Here is an 18,898-nt window from a genome sequence, read left to right as displayed (position 1 = left end):
TGATGGCCTACGACCGCGGCACCCCCGTCCCCGTCCGCGCCCCGCGCGGCACGACGCTCACGGCCCGCAGCTGGCAGACCGAGGCGCCGCTGCGGATGCTCATGAACAACCTCGACCCCGAGGTGGCGGAGCGCCCCGACGACCTCGTCGTCTACGGCGGCACCGGCCGCGCCGCGCGCGACTGGCCGAGCTACCACGCCATCGTCCGCACCCTCACGACGCTGGGCGAGGACGAGACGCTGCTCGTCCAGTCGGGCAAGCCGGTGGGCGTGATGCGCACGCACGAGTGGGCGCCGCGGGTGCTCATCGCGAACTCGAACCTCGTGGGCGACTGGGCCACGTGGCCTGAGTTCCGGAAGCTCGAGGCGCAGGGCCTCACGATGTACGGCCAGATGACGGCCGGGTCGTGGATCTACATCGGCGCGCAGGGCATCCTCCAGGGCACGTACGAGACGCTCGCCGCGGTGGCCGCCAAGCGGTTCGGCGGCACGCTCGCCGGCACCCTCACCCTCACCGGCGGGTGCGGCGGGATGGGCGGCGCGCAGCCGCTGGCCGTGACGCTCAACGGCGGCGCGTGCCTCGTGGTCGACGTCGACCGGTCGCGCCTGGAGCGGCGGGTGCGCGAGCGCTACCTCGACGAGGTCGCGGACGACCTGGACGACGCCGTCCGCCGCGTCGAGGCGGCGAAGGCCGGGCGCCGGGCGCTGTCGGTCGGGGTCGTGGGGAACAGTGCGGAGGTCGTGCCGGAGCTGCTGCGTCGCGGCGTCGCGGTGGACGTCGTCACGGACCAGACGTCGGCGCACGACCCGCTGTCGTACCTGCCCGTCGGCGTGTCCGTCGACGAGTGGCACGACTACGCCGCCGCCAAGCCGGAGGAGTTCACCGACCGGGCGCGCGAGTCGATGGCCCGGCACGTGGAGGGCATGGTCGGCTTCCTCGACGCGGGCGCCGAGGTGTTCGACTACGGCAACTCGATCCGCGACGAGGCGCGCCGCGGCGGCTTCGACCGCGCCTTCGACTTCCCCGGCTTCGTGCCCGCGTACATCCGGCCGCTGTTCGCGCAGGGCAAGGGCCCGTTCCGCTGGGCCGCGCTGTCCGGCGACCCGCGCGACATCGCCGCCACCGACAAGGCCGTCCTCGACCTCTTCCCCGACGACGACCACCTGCACCGCTGGATCCGCGCCGCCCAGGAGCGCGTCGCGTTCCAGGGCCTGCCCGCCCGCATCTGCTGGCTCGGGCACGGCGAGCGCGACCGCGCGGGGCTGGCGTTCAACGACCTCGTCGCGTCCGGGGAGGTGAGCGCGCCGGTCGTCATCGGGCGCGACCACCTCGACTCCGGGTCCGTGGCCTCCCCGTACCGGGAGACGGAGGGCATGGCCGACGGCTCCGACGCCATCGCCGACTGGCCGCTGCTCAACGCGCTCACCGCCGCGTCGTCGGGCGCCACCTGGGTGTCGCTGCACCACGGCGGCGGCGTCGGCATGGGGCGGTCCATCCACGCCGGCCAGGTGTCCGTCGCGGACGGCACCGACCTCGCCGCGCAGAAGCTGGCGCGGGTGCTGTCCAACGACCCGGGCCTCGGTGTCCTGCGGCACGTCGACGCCGGGTACGACGACGCCGCGGCCGCCGCCGCGCGGGGCGGGCTGCGCGTGCCCATGCTGGAGACGGACCCCGACACGGAGGTGTGACGTGCGCGAGGTGGAGCACCCCGGCGGGTCGCACCCGGCCACGCTGATCCTGGGGATCGGCGAGCTCACGACCAACGCGCCCGAGGCGGTCGGCGTCGACCCCGTGGACGACCCGACGGGCGTCGTTCGGGACGCCGCCCTGCTGCTCGACGGCGGGCGCGTGGTCTGGGCGGGACCGGAGAGCGTGTGCGCGGACGGGGTCGAGGGGGCGCTGGGCCGCGCGCCGGACCGCGTCGTCGGGGTCGACGGGCGCGCAGTGATCCCCGGGTTCGTGGACTCGCACAGCCACCTCGTGTTCGCCGGCGACCGGTCAGCCGAGTTCGAGGCGCGCATGGCCGGCCGCCCGTACGCCGCGGGCGGCATCCGCACCACGGTCGCGGCCACGCGCGCGGCGTCGGACGACGAGCTGCGGGCGAACCTGCGCCGGCACGTCGACCAGGCGCTCGCGCAGGGCACCACGACGTTGGAGACCAAGAGCGGCTACGGGCTGTCCGTCGACGACGAGGCCCGGTCCCTGCGGCTGGCGGCGGAGATCACCGACGAGGTGACCTTCCTCGGCGCGCACGTCGTGCCGCCGGAGTTCTCCGGCGACCCGGACGGCTACGTCGACCTCGTCGTCGGCGACATGCTCGCCGCGTGCGCCCCGCACGCCCGCTGGGTGGACGTGTTCTGCGAGACCGGCGCGTTCACGCCCGAGCAGTCGCGGCGGGTCCTCGAGGCGGGCGCCGCCGCCGGGCTGGGCGTGCGGGCGCACGCGAACCAGCTCGGTGAGGGGGAGGGCGTGCGCCTCGCCGTCGAGCTCGGCGCCGCCGCCGTCGACCACTGCACCTACCTGTCCGACGACGACGTCGCGGCGCTCGCGGGCTCGTGGTCGGGTTCCGGGCCCGGTGCGGCGCACGGGACCGTCGCGACGCTGCTGCCCGGCGTCGAGTTCTCCACGCGCCAGCCGTACCCGGACGCGCGCCGCCTCCTCGACGCGGGCGCCGTCGTCGCGCTGGCCAGCGACTGCAACCCCGGCTCGTCGTACACGAGCTCCATGCCGCTGATGGTGGCGCTCGCGGTCAGGGAGATGCGGATGACCGTCGCCGAGGCCGTGTGGGCGGCGACGGCGGGCGGCGCCCGCGCGCTGCGTCGCGACGACGTCGGGCACCTCGCCCCCGGCGGCCGCGCCGACGTCGTCGTCCTCGACGCCCCGAGCCGCACGCACCTCGCCTACCGCCCCGGCGTCCCGCTCGTGCACGGGGTGTGGAAGGACGGGCGCGAGGTTGTGCACCCGCCGAGGTAGCTCGCCGCACGTCTTACATTTGTGCGACGCGCGATCTACGATGGGGTCATGTCCGTCGAGAGCGTGCCCAAGACCGTCACCTTCAGACCCACAGCGGAGGACCGTCGCATCCTCGACCGCCTCAGCAGCGAGGGCGTGAACACCAGCGACGCCGTGCGCCGCGGCCTGCGCCTGCTCGAGCAGGAACGGTGGCTGGACGAGGCGCGGGCCGACATGATCGCGCACCGTGACGAGAACCTGAACGACGAACCGGACGCCTGGTGATCCGCGGGGCGGTCTACAAGGTCGACCTCGGCGAACCGCGCGGACACGAGCAGGGCGGGAAGCGGCACGGGCTCGTCCTGTCCCCCACGGACGCGCCCTGGACAGTGGTGACGATCGTCCCGACGTCGACCAGCGCGCCGGCGCTGAGCTTCCGGCCCCGGCTCGAGGTGGCCGGAACTCCCACCGTCTTCCTCGTCGACCAGGTGCGAGCCGTCGACATCTCGTACCTGCACGACGAGCCCGTCGACTATCTGTTCAAGGACGATCTCGCCGTGGTCGAGGTCGCCGTGTGTCGGTACCTCGGGCTCGTCCTGACGATGGAGGAGTGACGCCGAGCAGAGCGCGTGCCGCAGCCGGCGGTCAGCCGGTGACGTCGATCGGGGCGAAGGGGTTCTTCGTGCAGTCGATGCTGGGGTCGAGCTCGCAGATCGTCTTGGCGCCCACGAGCCGGAGGGACACCTCGGCCTTGCCCGCCGGGGTGTCGGCCGGGAGCCGGACGGTGCCCTCGGCGTCGCCCTCGTCGCTCGGGTCCAGCGTCCCGAGGCTCCTCGACCAGCGGCCCATGGTGGGGTCGCTGTCGGGCATCTCGGACATGATCGAGACCTCGTAGCGGGCGCGGGCCGGCATGCGCGGCTCGCAGTCCACGCCGTCGACCCGGCCGGTCGTCTCGACGTGCAGCTCGTCCCCGGGGGTGGCGTGCTTCGGCGTCACGACGGGGTCCTCCGGCCGGCAGTACGCCGTCCGGTCGAAGGCGGCGCTGATGCTCGCGCAGCCCGAGACGACGGTCACGGCGAGCGCGAGTGCGGCGGCGAGAGAGCGCCGAGCGGCACGACGTCCGCGCACGGCCTGCCTCATCGCCGGCCTCCGGCGCGGAGGGTGAGGCCCGCCAGGACCTCCAGCACGCAGAGGGCGGCGAGGCGGACGGTGCGGCCGTCGGGGGTGTCGGCGGTGGCGTCCACCTCGGCGAGGTCGACGGAGCGGACGCGCGGGTCCGTCGCGGCGGCGCGGACGAGGGCACGCAGCTCCCAGGCCGCGAGGCCGCCGGGCACGCTGGCGGGGCAGCCGGGGGCGACGGCGCGGTCGCAGACGTCCACGTCGACGTCCAGGTGGACCGGCCCGCCCGCGGCGCCGGCGACGTCCAGGGCCTCGCGGACGACGTCGGCCAGCCCGCCGGGGCCTCGGCGGCGGACCTCGTCGAGCGGCACGACCGTGATCCCCAGGTCGCGGGCCCGCCGCGCGTAGGCGGCGGAGTTGGCGAAGTCCGCGATGCCGATCTGCACGACCCGCGCCGGGTCCAGGCCGGCCTCGACGAGCCGGCGCACGGGCGAGCCGTTGGAGACGCCGTCGCGCAGGTCGTAGTGGGCGTCGAAGGTGACGAGCCCGGCGGTGGCCAGGTCGTCGCCCCACGCGCCGAGCGCGACCGGGACGGTGAGCGCGTTGTCGCCGCCCAGCGCGACGACCGCGCGGGCGCGCATCCGGTCGGTGCCCAGCGCGGCGGCCACCGCGGCGCGGGCGCGGGCCTCGCCGTCCGGGCCGTCGGGCTCGGTCACGTCTCCGTGGTCGACGACGGCGGCCTCGCCGAGGTCGACCGGCGCGCCGTCCTGTCCCTCGATCAGGGCGGGGCTGTAGCGGCGCAGCGCGTCGCGGACGGCCGCGGGCGTCGCGTGCGCGCCCGTCGTCGACAGGGAGGTGCGCCAGGTGGGGACGCCGATCAGCGCGAGGTCGGCGGGGACGTCCTCGGCCGAGGGCGACGGCGCGGGCCAGGCGCCCGCGCGCGGCCAGAGGGGGTCGTGGGGCAGGGCGGCGGAGGTCACCCGCCGACCGTACGGCCACCATGACGTCCCTCACACACCCTGGGCGCCGCGACACCGCGCTGTTAGGGTCCTGTATTCGCGGGCTCGATGCCCGCCATCGATCGCGTCGATCATTCGGTCGTCCGGTCCCCCGGATCTCGACCCTGCTTGGAGCACCTGTGGTTGTCAGCGCCCCCGTGAGGCACTTCCTCACCGCGCGGCTCGACGTCGACTTCCGTCGCGTCGCCAGCGCGCTGTGTCGCTGACCGTCGTCGCCGCCGACGACCCCACCACCTGACTCCCGGACGACCGCTCCACTGCCGTCGTCCCCCCACCCCGGCGCCCCCGTGCGCCCGAGGCGAAAGGCTCCCTCGTGTCCCGCACCTCCACGGCGAAGATCCCCGGCACGGAACCCCGCGCCCGCAAGGGTCTGCGCTTCCCGTCGTTCTCGACCCAGATCCTCCTGGGCCTGGGCCTCGGCGTGCTGCTCGGCTGGCTCGCGCTGGCCCTCGGCCCGCAGGCCGACGGCGAGACGCCCAACGGCCTGACGACGACGCTCGCCACCATCGGTTCGTCGTTCGTCACCCTGCTCAAGGCGATCGTGCCGCCGCTGATCTTCACGGCGATCGTCGCGTCGATCGCCAACCTGCGCACCGTCACCAACGCGGCCCGCCTGGCCGGCCAGACGCTGCTCTGGTTCGCGATCACGTCCGCGATCGCGGTGGCGATCGGCATCGGCCTGGGCCTCGTGTTCCAGCCCGGCCACAACACGACGCTGTCGATCGCGGACGGCGCCGCGCCGTCCTCCACCGGCACGTGGCTCGACTTCCTCAACGGCCTCATCCCGACCAACGTGCTGGGCCTCGGCGCCTCGACGTCGGTCGAGGCGGGCGCGGACGGCGCGTTCACCGCGGAGACCGGCATCAGCTTCAACGTGCTGCAGATCCTCGTGGTCGCCCTGGTCATCGGCATCGCGGCGCTGAAGTCCGGCGCCAAGGCCGACCCGTTCCTCGCGTTCAACAAGTCGGCGCTCACCATCGTGCAGAAGGTGCTGTGGTGGATCATCCGCCTGGCCCCGCTGGGCACGATGGGCCTCATCGGCAACGCCGTCGCCACCTACGGCTGGGAGTCGCTGCGCTCGCTGGCCTCCTTCTCCGTGGCGATCTACGTGGGCCTCGCGCTCGTGCTGTTCGTCGTCTACCCGGTGCTGCTCAAGGCCAACGGCCTCGGCGTCATCTCCTGGTTCAAGGGCGCGTGGCCGGCGATCCAGCTCGCGTTCGTCTCCCGCTCGTCGGTGGGCACCATGCCCGTCACGCAGCGCGTCACCGAGCGGAACCTCGGCGTGCCGAGCGAGTACGCGTCGTTCGCGGTGCCGCTGGGCTCGACGACGAAGATGGACGGTTGCGCCTCGATCTACCCGGCGATCTCCGCGATCTTCGTGGCGCAGATCTTCGGCATCGACCTGTCGCTGACCGACTACCTGCTCATCGCGTTCGTGTCCGTGGTGGGTTCCGCCGCGACCGCCGGCCTCACCGGCGCGATGGTCATGCTGACGCTCACGCTGTCCACGCTGGGCCTGCCGCTCGCGGGCGTGGGCCTGCTGCTCGCCGTCGACCCGATCCTCGACATGGGCCGCACCGCGGTGAACGTCGCCGGCCAGACCCTGGTCCCGACGATCGTCGCCAAGCGCGAGGGCATCCTCGACCTCGAGCAGTACCGCGCCGCGTCGTCGGAGCACCTGTTCGACGAGGACGACGCCGCGCAGGACCCCTCGCAGGACGACGCGCAGGACGACGCCCCGCAGGCCGAGCCTGCGACGGACGACGCCGGCCGCGAGCCGGTGGGAGCGGGCGCTAAGGCCTGACGGCCCGCAGCCGATGACGGAGGCCCGGTGGGTGACGCCCGCCGGGCCTCCGTCATGTCCGCCGGGCTACCGGACGAGCCCGGCGGCGTCGACCAGCCCGGCGCACGGGATGGCGAGGACGTCGCCGCGGCGCAGGTCGCGCGGGAGGCGGGCGGCCGGCCCGCCGCGGCCCGGCGCCGGGTGCACGGTGAACGGGCGCAGCGGCTCTGCCGACGACCGGCCCACGAGCCGCGCCCGGTCGAGCAGGACGGCACACGCGCCGAGGTCGGCGTCGAGCCAGGCCTGCCGGGCGTCGTCCCCGAGCCGCGGGACGGCGTCCACCACGCGGGCGAGGACGACGGTCCGCACCTCGGCGTCGCCCCAGAACCGGTCGACCCGCGTGACGTCCGCGCCCACCGGGACGTAGACGCGCGGCGTGGCGCAGTGCTCGGCGAGCCGGGCCAGGCTCGTGCGGTCGACGAGGACGTCGTCGCGGGTGACCTCGGTGTCCTCCGGCCACCCCTCGGGCGCCGCGAGCCGGGGGTGGAACAGGGCGGTGACCAGCGTCGTGAGGCTCATGCCTCCGGTCTACTGCGGCGCGGGCGCGCGGGACCCGGACCTCACGGAACGCATACCGGGAGAGGCCCGATCCTCACGCCTGGCCGCCGTCCGGGTCGAAGCGGTAGCCCATGCCGGACTCGGTGACGAGGTAGCGCGGGGCGGCGGGGTCGGGCTCGAGCTTCTTGCGCAGCTGCGCCACGTACAGCCGCAGGTACCCGGTGTCGCTCACGTGCTCCGACCCCCAGATCTCCGTGAGGAGCGTCTGGCGCGTGACGAGCTTGCCGGGGTTGCGCACCAGCCGCTCGAGCATCTGCCACTCGGTGGGCGTAAGGCGCACGTGCTCGGTCTGGCCGCCGCGGGCACGCGTGACGCTGTGCGCGGAGAGGTCCACGGTGACGTCGCCGAACCGCACCACCGGGTCGGAGTCCTCGTGCGTCACGCGCCGCGTGAGGGCGCGGATCCGGGCCAGCAGCTCCTCGATGGAGAACGGCTTCGTCACGTAGTCGTCCGCGCCGGCGTCGAGCGCCTCGACCTTGTCGGCCGCTCCCGTGCGCCCGGACACCACGAGGATCGGGGCGTCCGACCAGCCGCGGACGGCGTGGATGACGTCGATGCCCTCCAGCTCCGGCATGCCCAGGTCGATCATGAACACGTCGGGGCGGTGGTCGATGGCGCGGGCGATCGCCTGCGTCCCGGTGGTCGCCGTGACGATCTCGTACCCCTGCGCGGTGAGCGTGATCCGCAGGGCGCGCAGGATCTGCGGGTCGTCGTCGGCGATGAGGATCTTCATGGGGCGGTCGCCTCCGGCTGGTCGGGGTCCTCGGGGTGACGGGTCGCCCCCGCGGCGGGGAGGGCGACGACCATGGTGAGGCCGCCGCCGGGGGTGTCCTCGGGGGTCAGGGTGCCGCCCATGCCCTCGACGAACCCCTTGGACAGCGCGAGGCCGAGCCCCAGCCCGGTCGTGTTGTCGGTGTCGCCGAGCCGCTGGAACGGCACGAAGACGTCCTCGCGCCGGTCGGCGGGGATGCCGGGGCCGTGGTCGACCACCCGGATCTCGACCGTGCCGGCGAACGTGCTGGTCGAGACCCGCACCCGGCGTCCGGCGGGCGAGTGCCGCAGGGCGTTCGCCAGCAGGTTCACCAGCACGCGCTGGAGCAGCACGGAGTCGGCGACGACGCTCGGCGCGGTGAGGTCGAGGTCGAGCTCCACCTCGCCGGGGCCGACGCCGAGCTCGTCGAGCGCGGGCAGCACGACGTCGGCCGTCTCGACGGGCGCCCGCGAGACGGCCAGGACGCCCGCCTCGAGGCGGCTCACGTCGAGCAGGTCGGTGATGAGGGTGGCCAGGGCGGTGAGGCTCTCGTCGGCTGTGGCCAGCAGCTCGTCCCGGTCCGCCTCGCTGAGGGCGCCGCGGGCGGAGCGCAGCCCGCTCACCGCGGCGGCCGCGGAGCTCAGCGGGCGGCGCAGGTCGTGGCTGAGCGCGGACAGCAGGGCGCTGCGCACGCGGTCGGACTCGGCGAGCTGGTCCACCTCGCTCGCCACCTCGGCCAGGTCGCTGCGCTCCAGAGCGGCCTGCAGCTGGACCGCGATGACGTTGAGGAGGCGACGCTCGGAGGCCGCGAGGTCGCCCCCGGACAGCTCGAGGACGGCGCGGTCGTCGACGTCGATCGTCGTGCGCGGGCCTGCCGGGTCGTCCTCGCCGTCCGCGGCGAGCACCACCCCGCCGGCGACGAGCCGCGCCCCGGAGAGGCCGAACGCCTCCCGCGCCCGGCTCACCAGCGCCTGCACGGCGTCCTGCCCGCGCAGCACGCTGCCCGCGACCGTCGCCAGCACCTCCGACTCGGCCGCGGCGCGGTGCGCGGCGCGCGTGGTGCGGGCGGCGCGGTCCACGACCACGCTCACCAGCACGGCCGTGACGACGTACAGGACGAGGGCGACGACGTGCAGCGGCTCGCCCACGGTGATGGTGTGGATCGGCTCGACGAAGAAGAAGTCGAGCGTGATGCCGGACAGGACCGCGGCGTAGACCGCCGGCCCCGCCCCGCCGACCAGCGCCACGACGACGACCAGCAGCTGGTACGACAGCACGTCGGAGACGATGGACTCCTCGCTGCGGAGCGTCACCAGCCCCCACGTGAGCAGCGGCCCGCCCAGGATGGCGAGCAGGAAGCCCGCCAGGCGCCGCTTCGCCGACAGGGCGCCGCCCATGCGGGGCAGGCGGGAGCGACCGCCCGCGGCCGCATGGTTGACGATGTGGACGTCGATGTTGCCGGCCTCGCGCGTCACGGTCGCACCGATGCCGGGGCCGCTGAGCGCGGCGGCGAGGCGGCCGCGGCGGGAGACCCCGATGACGAGCTGCGTCGCGTTGACGCCGCGCGCGAACTCGACGAGCGCCGTCGGGACGTCGTCGCCCACCACCTGGTGGTAGGTGCCGCCGAGTTCCTCGACCAGCAGCCGCTGCCGCGCGAGCGCGCCGGGGGTGGCGCCGCGCAGCCCGTCCTGGCTGGTGACGTGCACGGCGAGCAGGTCGCCGCCGGCGGACCGGGCCGCGATGCGCGCCCCGCGCCGCAGCAGCGTCTCGCCCTCGGGGCCGCCCGTGAGCGTCACGACGACCCGCTCGCGGGCCTCCCACGTGGAGTCGATGCCGTGCTCGGTGCGGTAGTGCTGCAGCGCCGCGTCGACCTCGTCGGCCAGCCACAGCAGGGCGAGCTCGCGCAGCGCGGTGAGGTTGCCGAGGCGGAAGTAGTTCGACAGCGCCGCGTCCACCCGCTCGGCCGGGTAGACGACGCCGGACGAGAGGCGGTCGCGCAGCGCCTGCGGGGCGAGGTCCACGACCTCGATCTGGTCGGCGGCGCGCAGCACGGCGTCGGGGATGGTCTCCTGCTGCGCCACCCCGGTGATCTTCTGCACGACGTCGTTGAGCGACTCGATGTGCTGGATGTTGACGGTCGACAGGACGTCGATGCCGGCGTCGAGCAGGGCGTCGACGTCCTCCCACCGCTTCGCGTGCGCGAGGCCGGGGGCGTTGGTGTGCGCGAGCTCGTCGACCAGCGCGACCTCGGGCCGCCGCGCGAGGACGGCGTCGAGGTCCAGGTCCGTGAGCTCGACGCCGCGGTGCGTGACCGTGGTGCGGGGCACGACCTCCAGGCCACCCGCCATCGCGGCGGTCGCGGCGCGCCCGTGCGTCTCCACGAGCGCGACCACGACGTCCCGGCCGTCGTCGCGCAGCCGCTTGCCCTCCTCGAGCATGGCGTAGGTCTTCCCCACGCCCGGCGCCGCACCGAGGAGGACGCGCAACCTGCCGCGACCCATGCTCACCTCCCGAGCTCGGTCGTGCTCTCGTCGAGGGCCACGTTGAGCTCCAGCACGTCGACCACGGGCTCCCCGAGGTACCCCAGGGCGCGACCCTCAGTGTGCCTCGCGACGAGGTCCGCGACCTCCTCTTCCGGCAGGTCGCGCGCGGCGGCGACCCGCGCGACCTGGAGGTCGGCGTACTCCGGGCTGATGTGCGGGTCCAGCCCCGACCCGGACGCGGTGACGGCGTCGGCCGGGACGTCGGCCTCCGCCACGCCCTCGAGCGCGGCCACGGCCGCGCGCCGCTCCTCGATCGCCGCGACGAGGTCGGGGTTCTCCGGGCCCAGGTTCGACCCGGACGACGCCGCGCCGTCCCAGCCGTCGCCCGCGGCCGACGGCCGCGGCTGGAAGTACTGCGGCAGGGGCGCGCCGTCGGCGTCGACGAAGCCCTGGCCGATGAGGGCCGAGCCGACGACGGTGCCGTCGCCGTCGCGCACGAGCGAGCCGTCGGCCTGCGCCGGCAGCACGAGCTGCCCGACGCCGGTGAGCGCCGCCGTGTAGCCGACGCCGAGCAGCAGGGTGAGGACGATCATCGCCCGGACCGCGACCCCGAGGGTGCGGCCGGTGCTGCGGGTGGTGGCATTCATGGGTGTTCCTTCTTCCTGCTCAGGACCGTGCTGCTCAGAAGCCGGGGACGAGGCGCACGACGAGGTCGATGAGCCAGATGCCGACGAACGGCGCGACGACGCCGCCGAGGCCGAAGACCAGGAGGTTGCGCCCGAGGGTCTTCGACGCGTCCATGGGCCGGTATCGCACGCCGCGCAGGGACAGCGGGATGAGCAGCACGATGACGAGCGCGTTGAACACGATCGCCGACACGACGGCGGACGACGGCGAGCTCAGGCCCATGATGTTGAGCGCCTCGAGCCCGGGGAAAACGCCCATGAACATCGCCGGGATGATCGCGAAGTACTTGGCGATGTCGTTCGCGATGGAGAAGGTCGTGAGCGCCCCGCGCGTGATGAGCAGCTGCTTGCCGATGCGGACCACGTCGATGAGCTTGGTGGGGTCGGAGTCGAGGTCGACCATGTTGCCGGCCTCCTTCGCGGCCGACGTGCCCGAGTTCATGGCGACGCCCACGTCGGCCTGCGCGAGGGCGGGGGCGTCGTTGGTGCCGTCGCCGGTCATCGCGACGAGGCTGCCGCTCTCCTGCTCGCGCCGGATGAGCTCCAGCTTGTCCTCCGGCGTGGCCTCGGCGAGGTAGTCGTCGACGCCGGCCTCGGCGGCGATGGCCGCGGCGGTCAGCGGGTTGTCGCCCGTGACCATGACGGTGCGGATACCCATGGACCGCAGCTCGGCGAACCGGTCCGCGATGCCCTCCTTGACGACGTCCTTGAGGTGCACGACGCCGAGCACGCGCCCGGCCCCGCCCGGCGCCCGGACCGCCACGACCAGCGGCGTGCCGCCGGACCGCGCGACCCGCTCCACCGCGTCCTCGACCTCGGCGGCGACGGGGCCCGCCGTGGGGGCGTCGTCGGCCAGCCAGGCCATGACCGCGCTGCCGGCGCCCTTGCGGATCTGCGTGCCGTCGGGCTCGTTGAGGCCGGACATGCGGGTCTGGGCCGTGAACGGCACGACCTCGCCGGGCGCGGTGTCGCCCACGTCCGCCCCGGCCCGGGCGGCGAGCGCGACGATCGACGCGCCCTCCGGCGTCGGGTCGGCGAGGGACGAGAGGGCGGCGGCGCGCACCAGGTCGCGGGCGTCGACGCCGGACAGCGGCAGGAACTCGCTCGCCTGCCGGTTGCCGTAGGTGATGGTGCCGGTCTTGTCGAGGAGCAGCGTGGTGACGTCGCCGGCGGCCTCGACGGCGCGGCCGGACATCGCGAGCACGTTGCGCTGCACCAGGCGGTCCATCCCGGCGATGCCGATGGCGGACAGCAGCGCGCCGATCGTCGTCGGGATGAGGCACACCAGCAGCGCGACCAGCACGGCCACGCTCACCGGGCTCGCCGCGTACGACGCGATCGGGTTCAGGGTGAGCGCCACGACCACGAACACGATCGACAGCGACGCGAGCAGGATGCTCAGCGCGATCTCGTTCGGCGTCTTCTGCCGGCTGGCGCCCTCGACGAGCGCGATCATCCGGTCGACGAACGTCTCGCCGGGCTTCGAGGTGATGCGCACGACGATCCGGTCGGACAGCACCCGCGTGCCGCCGGTGACGGCGGACCGGTCGCCCCCGGACTCGCGGATCACGGGCGCGGACTCGCCGGTGATGGCGGACTCGTCCACGGACGCGATGCCGCGCACGATCTCGCCGTCGCCCGGCACGAGGTCGCCCGCGGTGACCACGACGACGTCGCCGAGGTCCAGGTCGGCGGACGACACGTCGTCGAGCGCGGCGCGCAGGGCGTCGGGGTCGGCCGCGTCGTCGTAGGCGGCGACGCGGTGGGCGACCGTGGCCGTGCGGGTCTGCCGGAGCGTGTCCGCCTGCGCCTTGCCGCGGCCCTCCGCGACCGACTCGGCGAGGTTCGCGAACACGACGGTGAGCCAAAGGAAGAGCGCGATCACGGCCGTGAACGAGCCGGGGACGGCGGTGCCGCCCGAGGTCACGGGCCCACCGAGGAACGGCTCGACGACGGCGAGCACGGTGGTCAGCGCGGCGCCGACCCACACGACGAACATCACGGGGTTGCGCCACATCTGGCGCGGGTCGAGCTTGCGGAACGCGCCCGGCAGGGCGGTCCGCACCTGGGCCCAGGAGAAGGCCCCGCCCGGCGTGCGGGCGGTCGTCGAGGACGCGGGGGACGACGGGTTCGGGGTGTCGATGAGGGTGGCCATGAGTTACACGAGCCCTTCCGCCAGGGGACCCAGCGCGAGAACGGGGAAGTAGGTGAGCGCGGTGAGGATGACGACGACCCCGACGAGCAGCCCGACGAACTGCGGGCGGTGCGTCGGCAGCGTGCCGGCGGTGGCCGGGACCTTGTCCTGCCGGGCGAGGGACCCGGCGAGGGCGAGCACGAGCACGATCGGCACGAAGCGCCCGAGCAGGATCGCGACGCCGAGCGCCGTGTTCATCCAGGGGGTGTTCGCCGTGATGCCGGCGAAGGCGGAGCCGTTGTTGTTCGCCGCGGAGGTGAAGGCGTACAGGACCTCGGACATGCCGTGCACGCCCGGGTTCCAGATCGTCGTCCCCACGACGCTCTCGCGCACCGCGGGGATCGCGAAGCTGAGCGCGGTGCCCGCCAGGACGAGGGTCGGGGTGACGAGGATGTACAGGCTCGCGAGCTTGATCTCGCGCGGGCCGATCTTCTTGCCGAGGTACTCGGGCGTGCGGCCCACGAGCAGGCCGGCGACGAACACCGCGATGACGGCGAGCACGAGCATGCCGTAGAGGCCCGACCCGACGCCGCCGGGCGCGACCTCGCCGAGCATCATGTTGAGCATCGGCAGCATGCCGCCCAGCGCGGTGAAGGAGTCGTGCATCGCGTTGACCGCGCCGGTCGACGTCGTCGTACTCGTCGTCGCGAACAGCGTGGACCCGACGATGCCGAAGCGCGCATCCTTGCCCTCCATCGCGCCGCCGGCGAGCTGCGGGGCCGTGCCGTTGCCGGCCGACTCGAGCGCCGTCAGCGCGGCGAACGACGCCACGAAGATCACGCCCATCGCCGCGAGGATCGCGTACCCCTGCCGCAGGTCGCCCACCATCCGCCCGAACGTGCGGGGCAGGGAGAACGGGATGACCAGCATGAGGAGCACCTCGACGACGTTCGTCCACGCCGTCGGGTTCTCGAACGGGTGGGCCGAGTTCGCGTTGAAGAACCCGCCGCCGTTGGTGCCGAGCAGCTTGATGACCTCCTGCGAGGCCACGGGTCCGCCGGGGATGCTCTGGGCGCCCCCGGCCACGGTCGTGACGTCGGTGAAGCCGTCGAAGTTCTGGACGACGCCGCCGATCATGAGCACGACCGCGCCGACCACCGAGATCGGCAGCAGGATGCGCAGGGAGCCGCGGACCAGGTCGACCCAGAAGTTGCCGATCGTCCCCGTGCGGCGGTGGGCGAACCCGCGCACCAGCGCCACGGCCACCGCCATGCCGACCGCGGCGGACACGAAGTTCTGCACCGCGAGCCCGGCGAGCTGCACCGTGTACCCGACGGTCTGCTCGGGCGAGTACGACTGCCAGTTCGTGTTGCCCACGAACGACGCGGCCGTGTTGAACGACAGGTCCGACGGCACCGCGGGCAGCCCCAGCGAGTACGGCAGCCACTGCTGCGTGCGCTGCAGGGCGTAGACGATCAGCAGCCCGACGAGCGAGAAGGTCAGCACGCCGCGTGCGTACGCCTGCCACGTCTGCCCGGAGCGCGGGTCGACGCCCAGCACGCGGTACAGGCCCCGCTCGACGCGCCAGTCGCGGGGGGTGGTGTACACGGTCGCCATGTAGTCGCCGAACGACCGGTGGACGACCGTGAGGACGAGGGCGACGGTCCCGAGCGCGAGGACCGCCCACACCCAGCCCATCAGAACTTCTCCGGCTTCACGAGGGCCACCACGAGGTAGACCAGCGCGGCCACGCCGAGCGCCGCGGCGACGAGCTCGATGACGATCACAGCCGCTCCACCGCCTTCGCGATCCCGGCCACCAGAGCGAACAGGGCGATCACGCCCAGCACGTAGACGACGTCGAGCACCAGCACGTCCCCACTTCGAGTACGGCGGCCGCCCCGGGGAGGGGCCCGGCCGGGCACCTCTTCTCAGGTGCCGACGTCGATGCAACACCCGCCGCGAGGCCCGGAAGCCCGTCCTTACGGGACCCATACGGGCCCGGGTCGCACCCTGACGGAAGCCATACGGTGAGGGCCCCGTGGCCCGCGCGCTCGGGGGCGTGCGTGCTCCGGATGGAGCCTGCTCAGCGCAGGGGGAGGTCACCGTAGGTCGTAGGCCGGGATCCTGTCGTCGGTCGCGAAGGCGTCCGTCATCCACAGCATGGCGCGGTACGCCCACCGGTTCGCGAACGTCCAGTCCCGCATCCGGATGCGGGCGGCGGACGGCGGCGCGAGGAACGGCCCGGCGTTGCCCGACCGGGCGACCTTCGTGGGCCTGCGCATCCGCCGGTCGTAGGCCGCGAACGCGGCCTCGTGGTCGCCGCGCGCCGCGACGAGCTCGCCGGCGAGGACGTAGGCGCCGACGAGGGACAGGCCCGTCCCGAACCCGCCGAGGGTGTTGGCGTGCCCGGCGTCGCCGACCAGGGCGAACCGCCCGCGCGTGAACGACGTCATGCGGGTGCGCGCCAGGGCGTCGAGGTAGAGGTCGTCGGACCGGCGGACGGCGTCGAGCGCGGCGGGCACGCGCCAGCCGGCGCCGGCGAACGCGCGCTCGAGGAAGGCCCGCTGGGAGGCGACGTCGTGCCGGTCGTAGTCCGGGCGGTCGGCGCGGAAGACGAACAGGCTCGGCGCCTTCTGCCCGCCGAGCAGCGCGAGCCGGCCGGGCTCGTTGTACCCGTAGGCGACGGCGCGGCCGTCGGGGCGCCGGGTCTCGAGGCCGTCGAGCGGCGCGGCGGCGTCGGCCACGGCGTAGTAGTGCCCGAGGTGCTGCACGTGCTGCTCCTCGGGCCCGAACGCGAGCCGCCGCACGGCGGAGTGCACGCCGTCGGCCCCGATCACGAGGTCGAACCGCTCGCTGGGCCGGTGCGCGAACGCGACCTGGACGCCGTCCGTCGTCTCGGTCGTGCCGACGATCTCGTCGCCGAACACGTACTCGGCGTCGCGGGCGCCGTGCTCGTGCAGGATCGCGGCGAGGTCGCCGCGCAGGATCTCGACGTCACCACCGATGAACTCGCCGGGGATCACGGCGCGCACCCGGTCGTCGGCGTCGACCATGCGCCAGTCGGTCCGCGGGGTCTGGCGGGCGTGGACGTCGTCGAGGATCCCCATGCGGTCCAGGACGTCGCGGTGCGTGCGGCCCTTGAAGTCGACGGCCTGGCCGCCGGGCCGGATCGCGGGCGCCTTCTCGACGACGGTGACGTCGAAGCCGTTGCGGCCGAGCCAGCGGGCGAGCGCGGGCCCGGCGATGCTCGCGCCGGAGATGAGGATCTTCGTGCCGGTCATGGTGTGCTCCTGGGTAGGTCAGAACTGCGTCCTATGGACACAGTAAATAACCGCATACGATGGACGCAATACCTTTCCGGCACGAGACCCCCCGGCGTCGGCCGGGGCGAGGGGAAGCGCGATGGGCGCGGACGAGCGGGACGGCGCGACGGGGGTCGACGGCGTCGTCGCCCTGCTGTGGCGGGGCGAGGCGCCGCCGCGGCGCGGCCCCAAGCCGCGCTTCAGCGTCGAGGGCGTCGTGGCAGCGGCGACGGAGATCGCCGACGCCCGGGGCCTCGACGCGGTGACGATGCAGAGCGTCGCCGAGCGCCTGGGCACCACCAAGATGGCGCTGTACCGCTACGTGCCCGGGCGGGTCGAGCTGGACGCGCTCCTGCTCGACGCGGCGCTCGGGGACCCGCCGCCCGCGGCAGCGGGGCCGGACTGGCGGGCCGCGCTGACCGCCTGGGCCGGCGCCGTCCACGCGCGGGCGCTCGACCGCCCCTGGTCGGTGGAGCTCGCCCAGCGGCCGCACGTGCCCGGCCCCGTCGAGCTCTCCTGGTTCGAGGCCGGCCTCGCCGCGCTCGCGGACCTCCCGCTCAGCGGCGCGGAGAAGCTCGACACGCTCGCCCTCCTCGTCGGTCACGTCATGTCGCTCGTGCGCCAGCAGCCGCGCGGCGCGTCGCCGGAGGGCGACCTCGCTGCCGGCCTCGGGCCCGTCCTGGCCGAGCGCGCGGCCGACTACCCGCGCACCCTGGCGGCCTTCGCCGACGCCGAGCCCGGCGGCCGTGACGACGCCCTGCGGTTCGGCGTCGAGCGCGTCGTCGCCGGCGTCGCCGCGCTGGCCGCCGAGCGTTCCTGACCCGGCCGGGCCAGGGACGACGCGACGCCCGCCCCCCGAGGGGGAGCGGGCGCCTCGAGGGGACCGGGCTCAGGACGCGGCCGGCTCCTCGTGGTCGGTCGGGGTGTGGACGATGTCGACGTACACGTCCGTGTTCCCCTCCTCGGGGAACACCCGGTAGGTGAACTCCTCGTCGGTCAGCGTGACGATGTCGGAGTCGCGCTCGAACTGCACCTCGCCTGCGTCGTCCTTCGCGACGATGTGGCGGGTCGTGCCCTCCTCGTCGACCGTCCAGTCGCCCTGCATCTTCGGGGCGTCGTCCAGGGTGTACATCGTGAACGTGCCGTCGTCCTTGAAGTAGGCCCAGCCGACGAAGTTGCTGACGTTCTCGTCGTCGAGCGCGACGTCCTCGCCGTCGGCGTCGGTCGCGCCGGTGGTCTCCCAGGCGGTCGACGCCAGCACGTCGGACGGCGTCCGCGCCTCGGCGCCGGCGGGGGCCTCCTCCGCGGCGACGGCGCTCTGGTCCGCCGCGGCGTCGGTGCCCTCGTCCGTGCTGCAGGCGGTGAGCGCGCCCAGCGCGATCAGCGCGGAGGCGGCGATGGTGACGGGCTTGAGCGACTTCGTGAGCTTCATGCGGCTGTCCTTCTGTGGTGGCCGGGCGGGTGGTGCGCACCGGGACGTCGGGTGATGCCGCCATCGTCGGTCGGGTCGTCGCCCGGGCACATCGCCTGGGGGGCTCGCCGCAGATCAGCCGAACGGATGAGACGGCACGAACCGCAGCCGCGCCCCCGGGGGCAGCTGGCCCAGCAGCCACCGGTGCGTGGAGGCCACCGCCGCGACCACGGGGTAGCCGCCCGTGAGCGGGTGGTCGACGCCGAACAGCACCGGCAGGCCGTCGGGCGGCACCTGCAGCGCGCCGGTCACGCAGCCCTCGCTGGGCAGCTCCCGGGCGTGGGCGTCCTCCGTCCGGGTCAGCGGGTGCGCGCCATCGAGCCGCAGTCCTACCCGGTCCGAGCGTTCGGTGACCGTCCACACCTGCCCGGTCAGCCGCTCGACGGCGTCCGCGGTGAACCAGTCGTCGTGCGGGCCGAGGACGACGGGGAGCGTCGTGAGCTCGCCCGGCGCGGGCAGCGCCGCGACGTCCGGCGCCCCGACGTCCCCCACCGCCACCGCCCCGAGGTCGTGGGGGGGGGTGGGGGGCGTTTCGCCGACCAGGGTGCGGTGACCCGCAACCCCCCCAACCAGAGGGG

Annotated in this window: 18 protein-coding genes; 6 read left to right on the top strand and 12 right to left on the bottom strand. The window is 74.3% G+C overall.

Annotated features, from left to right (window positions below):
• Positions 1-2: 2 nt before the first annotated feature.
• Genes hutU through ACWF41_RS01680 form a run of 4 tightly spaced genes read left to right on the top strand, consistent with a single transcriptional unit; the run spans position 3 to position 3,566 of the window.
• Positions 3-1,688 (top strand): urocanate hydratase, encoded by a 1,686-nt coding sequence (gene hutU, locus ACWF41_RS01695; protein WP_380317650.1) that lies wholly within the window; start codon positions 3-5, stop codon positions 1,686-1,688.
• 1 nt (position 1,689) lies between these two features.
• Positions 1,690-2,973 (top strand): imidazolonepropionase, encoded by a 1,284-nt coding sequence (gene hutI / locus ACWF41_RS01690; protein ID WP_380317647.1) that lies wholly within the window; start codon positions 1,690-1,692, stop codon positions 2,971-2,973.
• A 48-nt stretch (positions 2,974-3,021) separates the two neighbouring features.
• Positions 3,022-3,237, top strand: a complete 216-nt coding sequence (locus ACWF41_RS01685; RefSeq protein ID WP_380317644.1) for a hypothetical protein — start codon at positions 3,022-3,024, stop codon at positions 3,235-3,237.
• Positions 3,234-3,566 (top strand): type II toxin-antitoxin system PemK/MazF family toxin, encoded by a 333-nt coding sequence (locus ACWF41_RS01680; RefSeq protein ID WP_380317641.1) that lies wholly within the window; start codon positions 3,234-3,236, stop codon positions 3,564-3,566. Before ACWF41_RS01685 ends, ACWF41_RS01680 begins: the two co-directional genes overlap by 4 nt.
• 31 nt (positions 3,567-3,597) lie before the next feature.
• Here ACWF41_RS01680 and ACWF41_RS01675 read toward each other — a convergent pair whose 3' ends face one another.
• Complete coding sequence (locus ACWF41_RS01675) at positions 3,598-4,092, bottom strand: hypothetical protein (RefSeq protein ID WP_380317638.1); 495 nt, start codon at positions 4,090-4,092, stop codon at positions 3,598-3,600.
• The gene (locus ACWF41_RS01670; protein ID WP_380317635.1) at positions 4,089-5,051 is read right to left on the bottom strand and encodes an arginase family protein; all 963 of its coding nucleotides are present in this window, start codon (positions 5,049-5,051) and stop codon (positions 4,089-4,091) included. The genes ACWF41_RS01675 and ACWF41_RS01670 overlap by 4 nt, the downstream gene beginning before the upstream one ends.
• 352 nt (positions 5,052-5,403) lie before the next feature.
• Here ACWF41_RS01670 and ACWF41_RS01665 point away from each other — a divergent pair, with 352 nt between their 5' ends.
• Positions 5,404-6,894 carry a dicarboxylate/amino acid:cation symporter gene (locus tag ACWF41_RS01665; protein ID WP_380317632.1) on the top strand — a complete coding sequence of 497 codons (1,491 nt, stop codon included), beginning with the start codon at positions 5,404-5,406 and terminating at the stop codon, positions 6,892-6,894.
• 66 nt (positions 6,895-6,960) lie between these two features.
• Here ACWF41_RS01665 and ACWF41_RS01660 read toward each other — a convergent pair whose 3' ends face one another.
• The 8 genes from ACWF41_RS01660 to ACWF41_RS01625 form a co-directional block, all read right to left on the bottom strand.
• On the bottom strand, positions 6,961-7,452 hold the full coding sequence (locus ACWF41_RS01660; RefSeq protein ID WP_380324374.1) for a hypothetical protein: 492 nt from the start codon (positions 7,450-7,452) through the stop codon (positions 6,961-6,963).
• Positions 7,453-7,525: 73 nt separating this feature from the next.
• A complete protein-coding gene (locus ACWF41_RS01655; RefSeq protein ID WP_380324377.1) occupies positions 7,526-8,224 on the bottom strand; it encodes a response regulator in 699 nt (232 codons plus the stop codon).
• Entirely contained in the window at positions 8,221-10,743 is a 2,523-nt protein-coding gene (locus tag ACWF41_RS01650; RefSeq protein ID WP_380324380.1) for a sensor histidine kinase, read from the bottom strand. Before ACWF41_RS01650 ends, ACWF41_RS01655 begins: the two co-directional genes overlap by 4 nt.
• Positions 10,744-10,745: 2 nt before the next feature.
• A complete protein-coding gene (gene kdpC, locus ACWF41_RS01645) occupies positions 10,746-11,372 on the bottom strand; it encodes a K(+)-transporting ATPase subunit C (RefSeq protein ID WP_380324383.1) in 627 nt (208 codons plus the stop codon).
• A gap of 34 nt (positions 11,373-11,406) precedes the next feature.
• On the bottom strand, positions 11,407-13,566 hold the full coding sequence (kdpB, locus tag ACWF41_RS01640; protein WP_380324386.1) for a potassium-transporting ATPase subunit KdpB: 2,160 nt from the start codon (positions 13,564-13,566) through the stop codon (positions 11,407-11,409).
• A gap of 3 nt (positions 13,567-13,569) precedes the next feature.
• Positions 13,570-15,243, bottom strand: coding sequence for a potassium-transporting ATPase subunit KdpA (gene kdpA / locus ACWF41_RS01635; protein WP_380324389.1), 1,674 nt, complete (start codon positions 15,241-15,243; stop codon positions 13,570-13,572).
• Entirely contained in the window at positions 15,243-15,332 is a 90-nt protein-coding gene (locus ACWF41_RS01630; RefSeq protein ID WP_380324392.1) for a potassium-transporting ATPase subunit F, read from the bottom strand. The genes kdpA and ACWF41_RS01630 overlap by 1 nt, the downstream gene beginning before the upstream one ends.
• Before the next feature lie 314 nt (positions 15,333-15,646).
• Positions 15,647-16,828 carry an FAD-dependent monooxygenase gene (locus tag ACWF41_RS01625; RefSeq protein WP_380324395.1) on the bottom strand — a complete coding sequence of 394 codons (1,182 nt, stop codon included), beginning with the start codon at positions 16,826-16,828 and terminating at the stop codon, positions 15,647-15,649.
• Between the two features lie 121 nt (positions 16,829-16,949).
• Between ACWF41_RS01625 and ACWF41_RS01620 the strand changes: the two genes are divergently transcribed.
• Positions 16,950-17,669: a TetR/AcrR family transcriptional regulator gene (locus ACWF41_RS01620; RefSeq protein ID WP_380324398.1), complete on the top strand. Its 720-nt coding sequence runs from the start codon at positions 16,950-16,952 to the stop codon at positions 17,667-17,669.
• 69 nt (positions 17,670-17,738) lie between these two features.
• Here ACWF41_RS01620 and ACWF41_RS01615 read toward each other — a convergent pair whose 3' ends face one another.
• Both ACWF41_RS01615 and ACWF41_RS01610 read right to left on the bottom strand, forming a co-directional pair.
• Positions 17,739-18,281, bottom strand: a complete 543-nt coding sequence (locus ACWF41_RS01615) for a DUF4822 domain-containing protein (protein WP_380324401.1) — start codon at positions 18,279-18,281, stop codon at positions 17,739-17,741.
• A gap of 114 nt (positions 18,282-18,395) precedes the next feature.
• Positions 18,396-18,818 (bottom strand): 5-oxoprolinase subunit C family protein, encoded by a 423-nt coding sequence (locus ACWF41_RS01610; protein ID WP_452181874.1) that lies wholly within the window; start codon positions 18,816-18,818, stop codon positions 18,396-18,398.
• Positions 18,819-18,898: the final 80 nt, after the last annotated feature.

The organism is Isoptericola sp. NPDC055063 (assembly GCF_053608125.1).
The sequence above is the reverse complement of the archived record's forward strand: the minus strand, read 5'-3'. Positions and strand labels throughout refer to the sequence as shown.

Coding starts and splice junctions, on each gene's coding strand:
- hutU (WP_380317650.1), top strand. CDS start 3: ATGGCCTACGACCGCGGCACCCCCGTCCCCGTCCGCGCCCCGCGCGGC.
- ACWF41_RS01685 (WP_380317644.1), top strand. CDS start 3,022: ATGTCCGTCGAGAGCGTGCCCAAGACCGTCACCTTCAGACCCACAGCG.
- ACWF41_RS01675 (WP_380317638.1), bottom strand. CDS start 4,092: ATGAGGCAGGCCGTGCGCGGACGTCGTGCCGCTCGGCGCTCTCTCGCC.
- ACWF41_RS01660 (WP_380324374.1), bottom strand. CDS start 7,452: ATGAGCCTCACGACGCTGGTCACCGCCCTGTTCCACCCCCGGCTCGCG.
- ACWF41_RS01655 (WP_380324377.1), bottom strand. CDS start 8,224: ATGAAGATCCTCATCGCCGACGACGACCCGCAGATCCTGCGCGCCCTG.
- ACWF41_RS01650 (WP_380324380.1), bottom strand. CDS start 10,743: ATGGGTCGCGGCAGGTTGCGCGTCCTCCTCGGTGCGGCGCCGGGCGTG.
- kdpC (WP_380324383.1), bottom strand. CDS start 11,372: ATGAATGCCACCACCCGCAGCACCGGCCGCACCCTCGGGGTCGCGGTC.
- kdpB (WP_380324386.1), bottom strand. CDS start 13,566: ATGGCCACCCTCATCGACACCCCGAACCCGTCGTCCCCCGCGTCCTCG.
- kdpA (WP_380324389.1), bottom strand. CDS start 15,243: ATGGGCTGGGTGTGGGCGGTCCTCGCGCTCGGGACCGTCGCCCTCGTC.
- ACWF41_RS01625 (WP_380324395.1), bottom strand. CDS start 16,828: ATGACCGGCACGAAGATCCTCATCTCCGGCGCGAGCATCGCCGGGCCC.
- ACWF41_RS01620 (WP_380324398.1), top strand. CDS start 16,950: ATGGGCGCGGACGAGCGGGACGGCGCGACGGGGGTCGACGGCGTCGTC.
- ACWF41_RS01615 (WP_380324401.1), bottom strand. CDS start 18,281: ATGAAGCTCACGAAGTCGCTCAAGCCCGTCACCATCGCCGCCTCCGCG.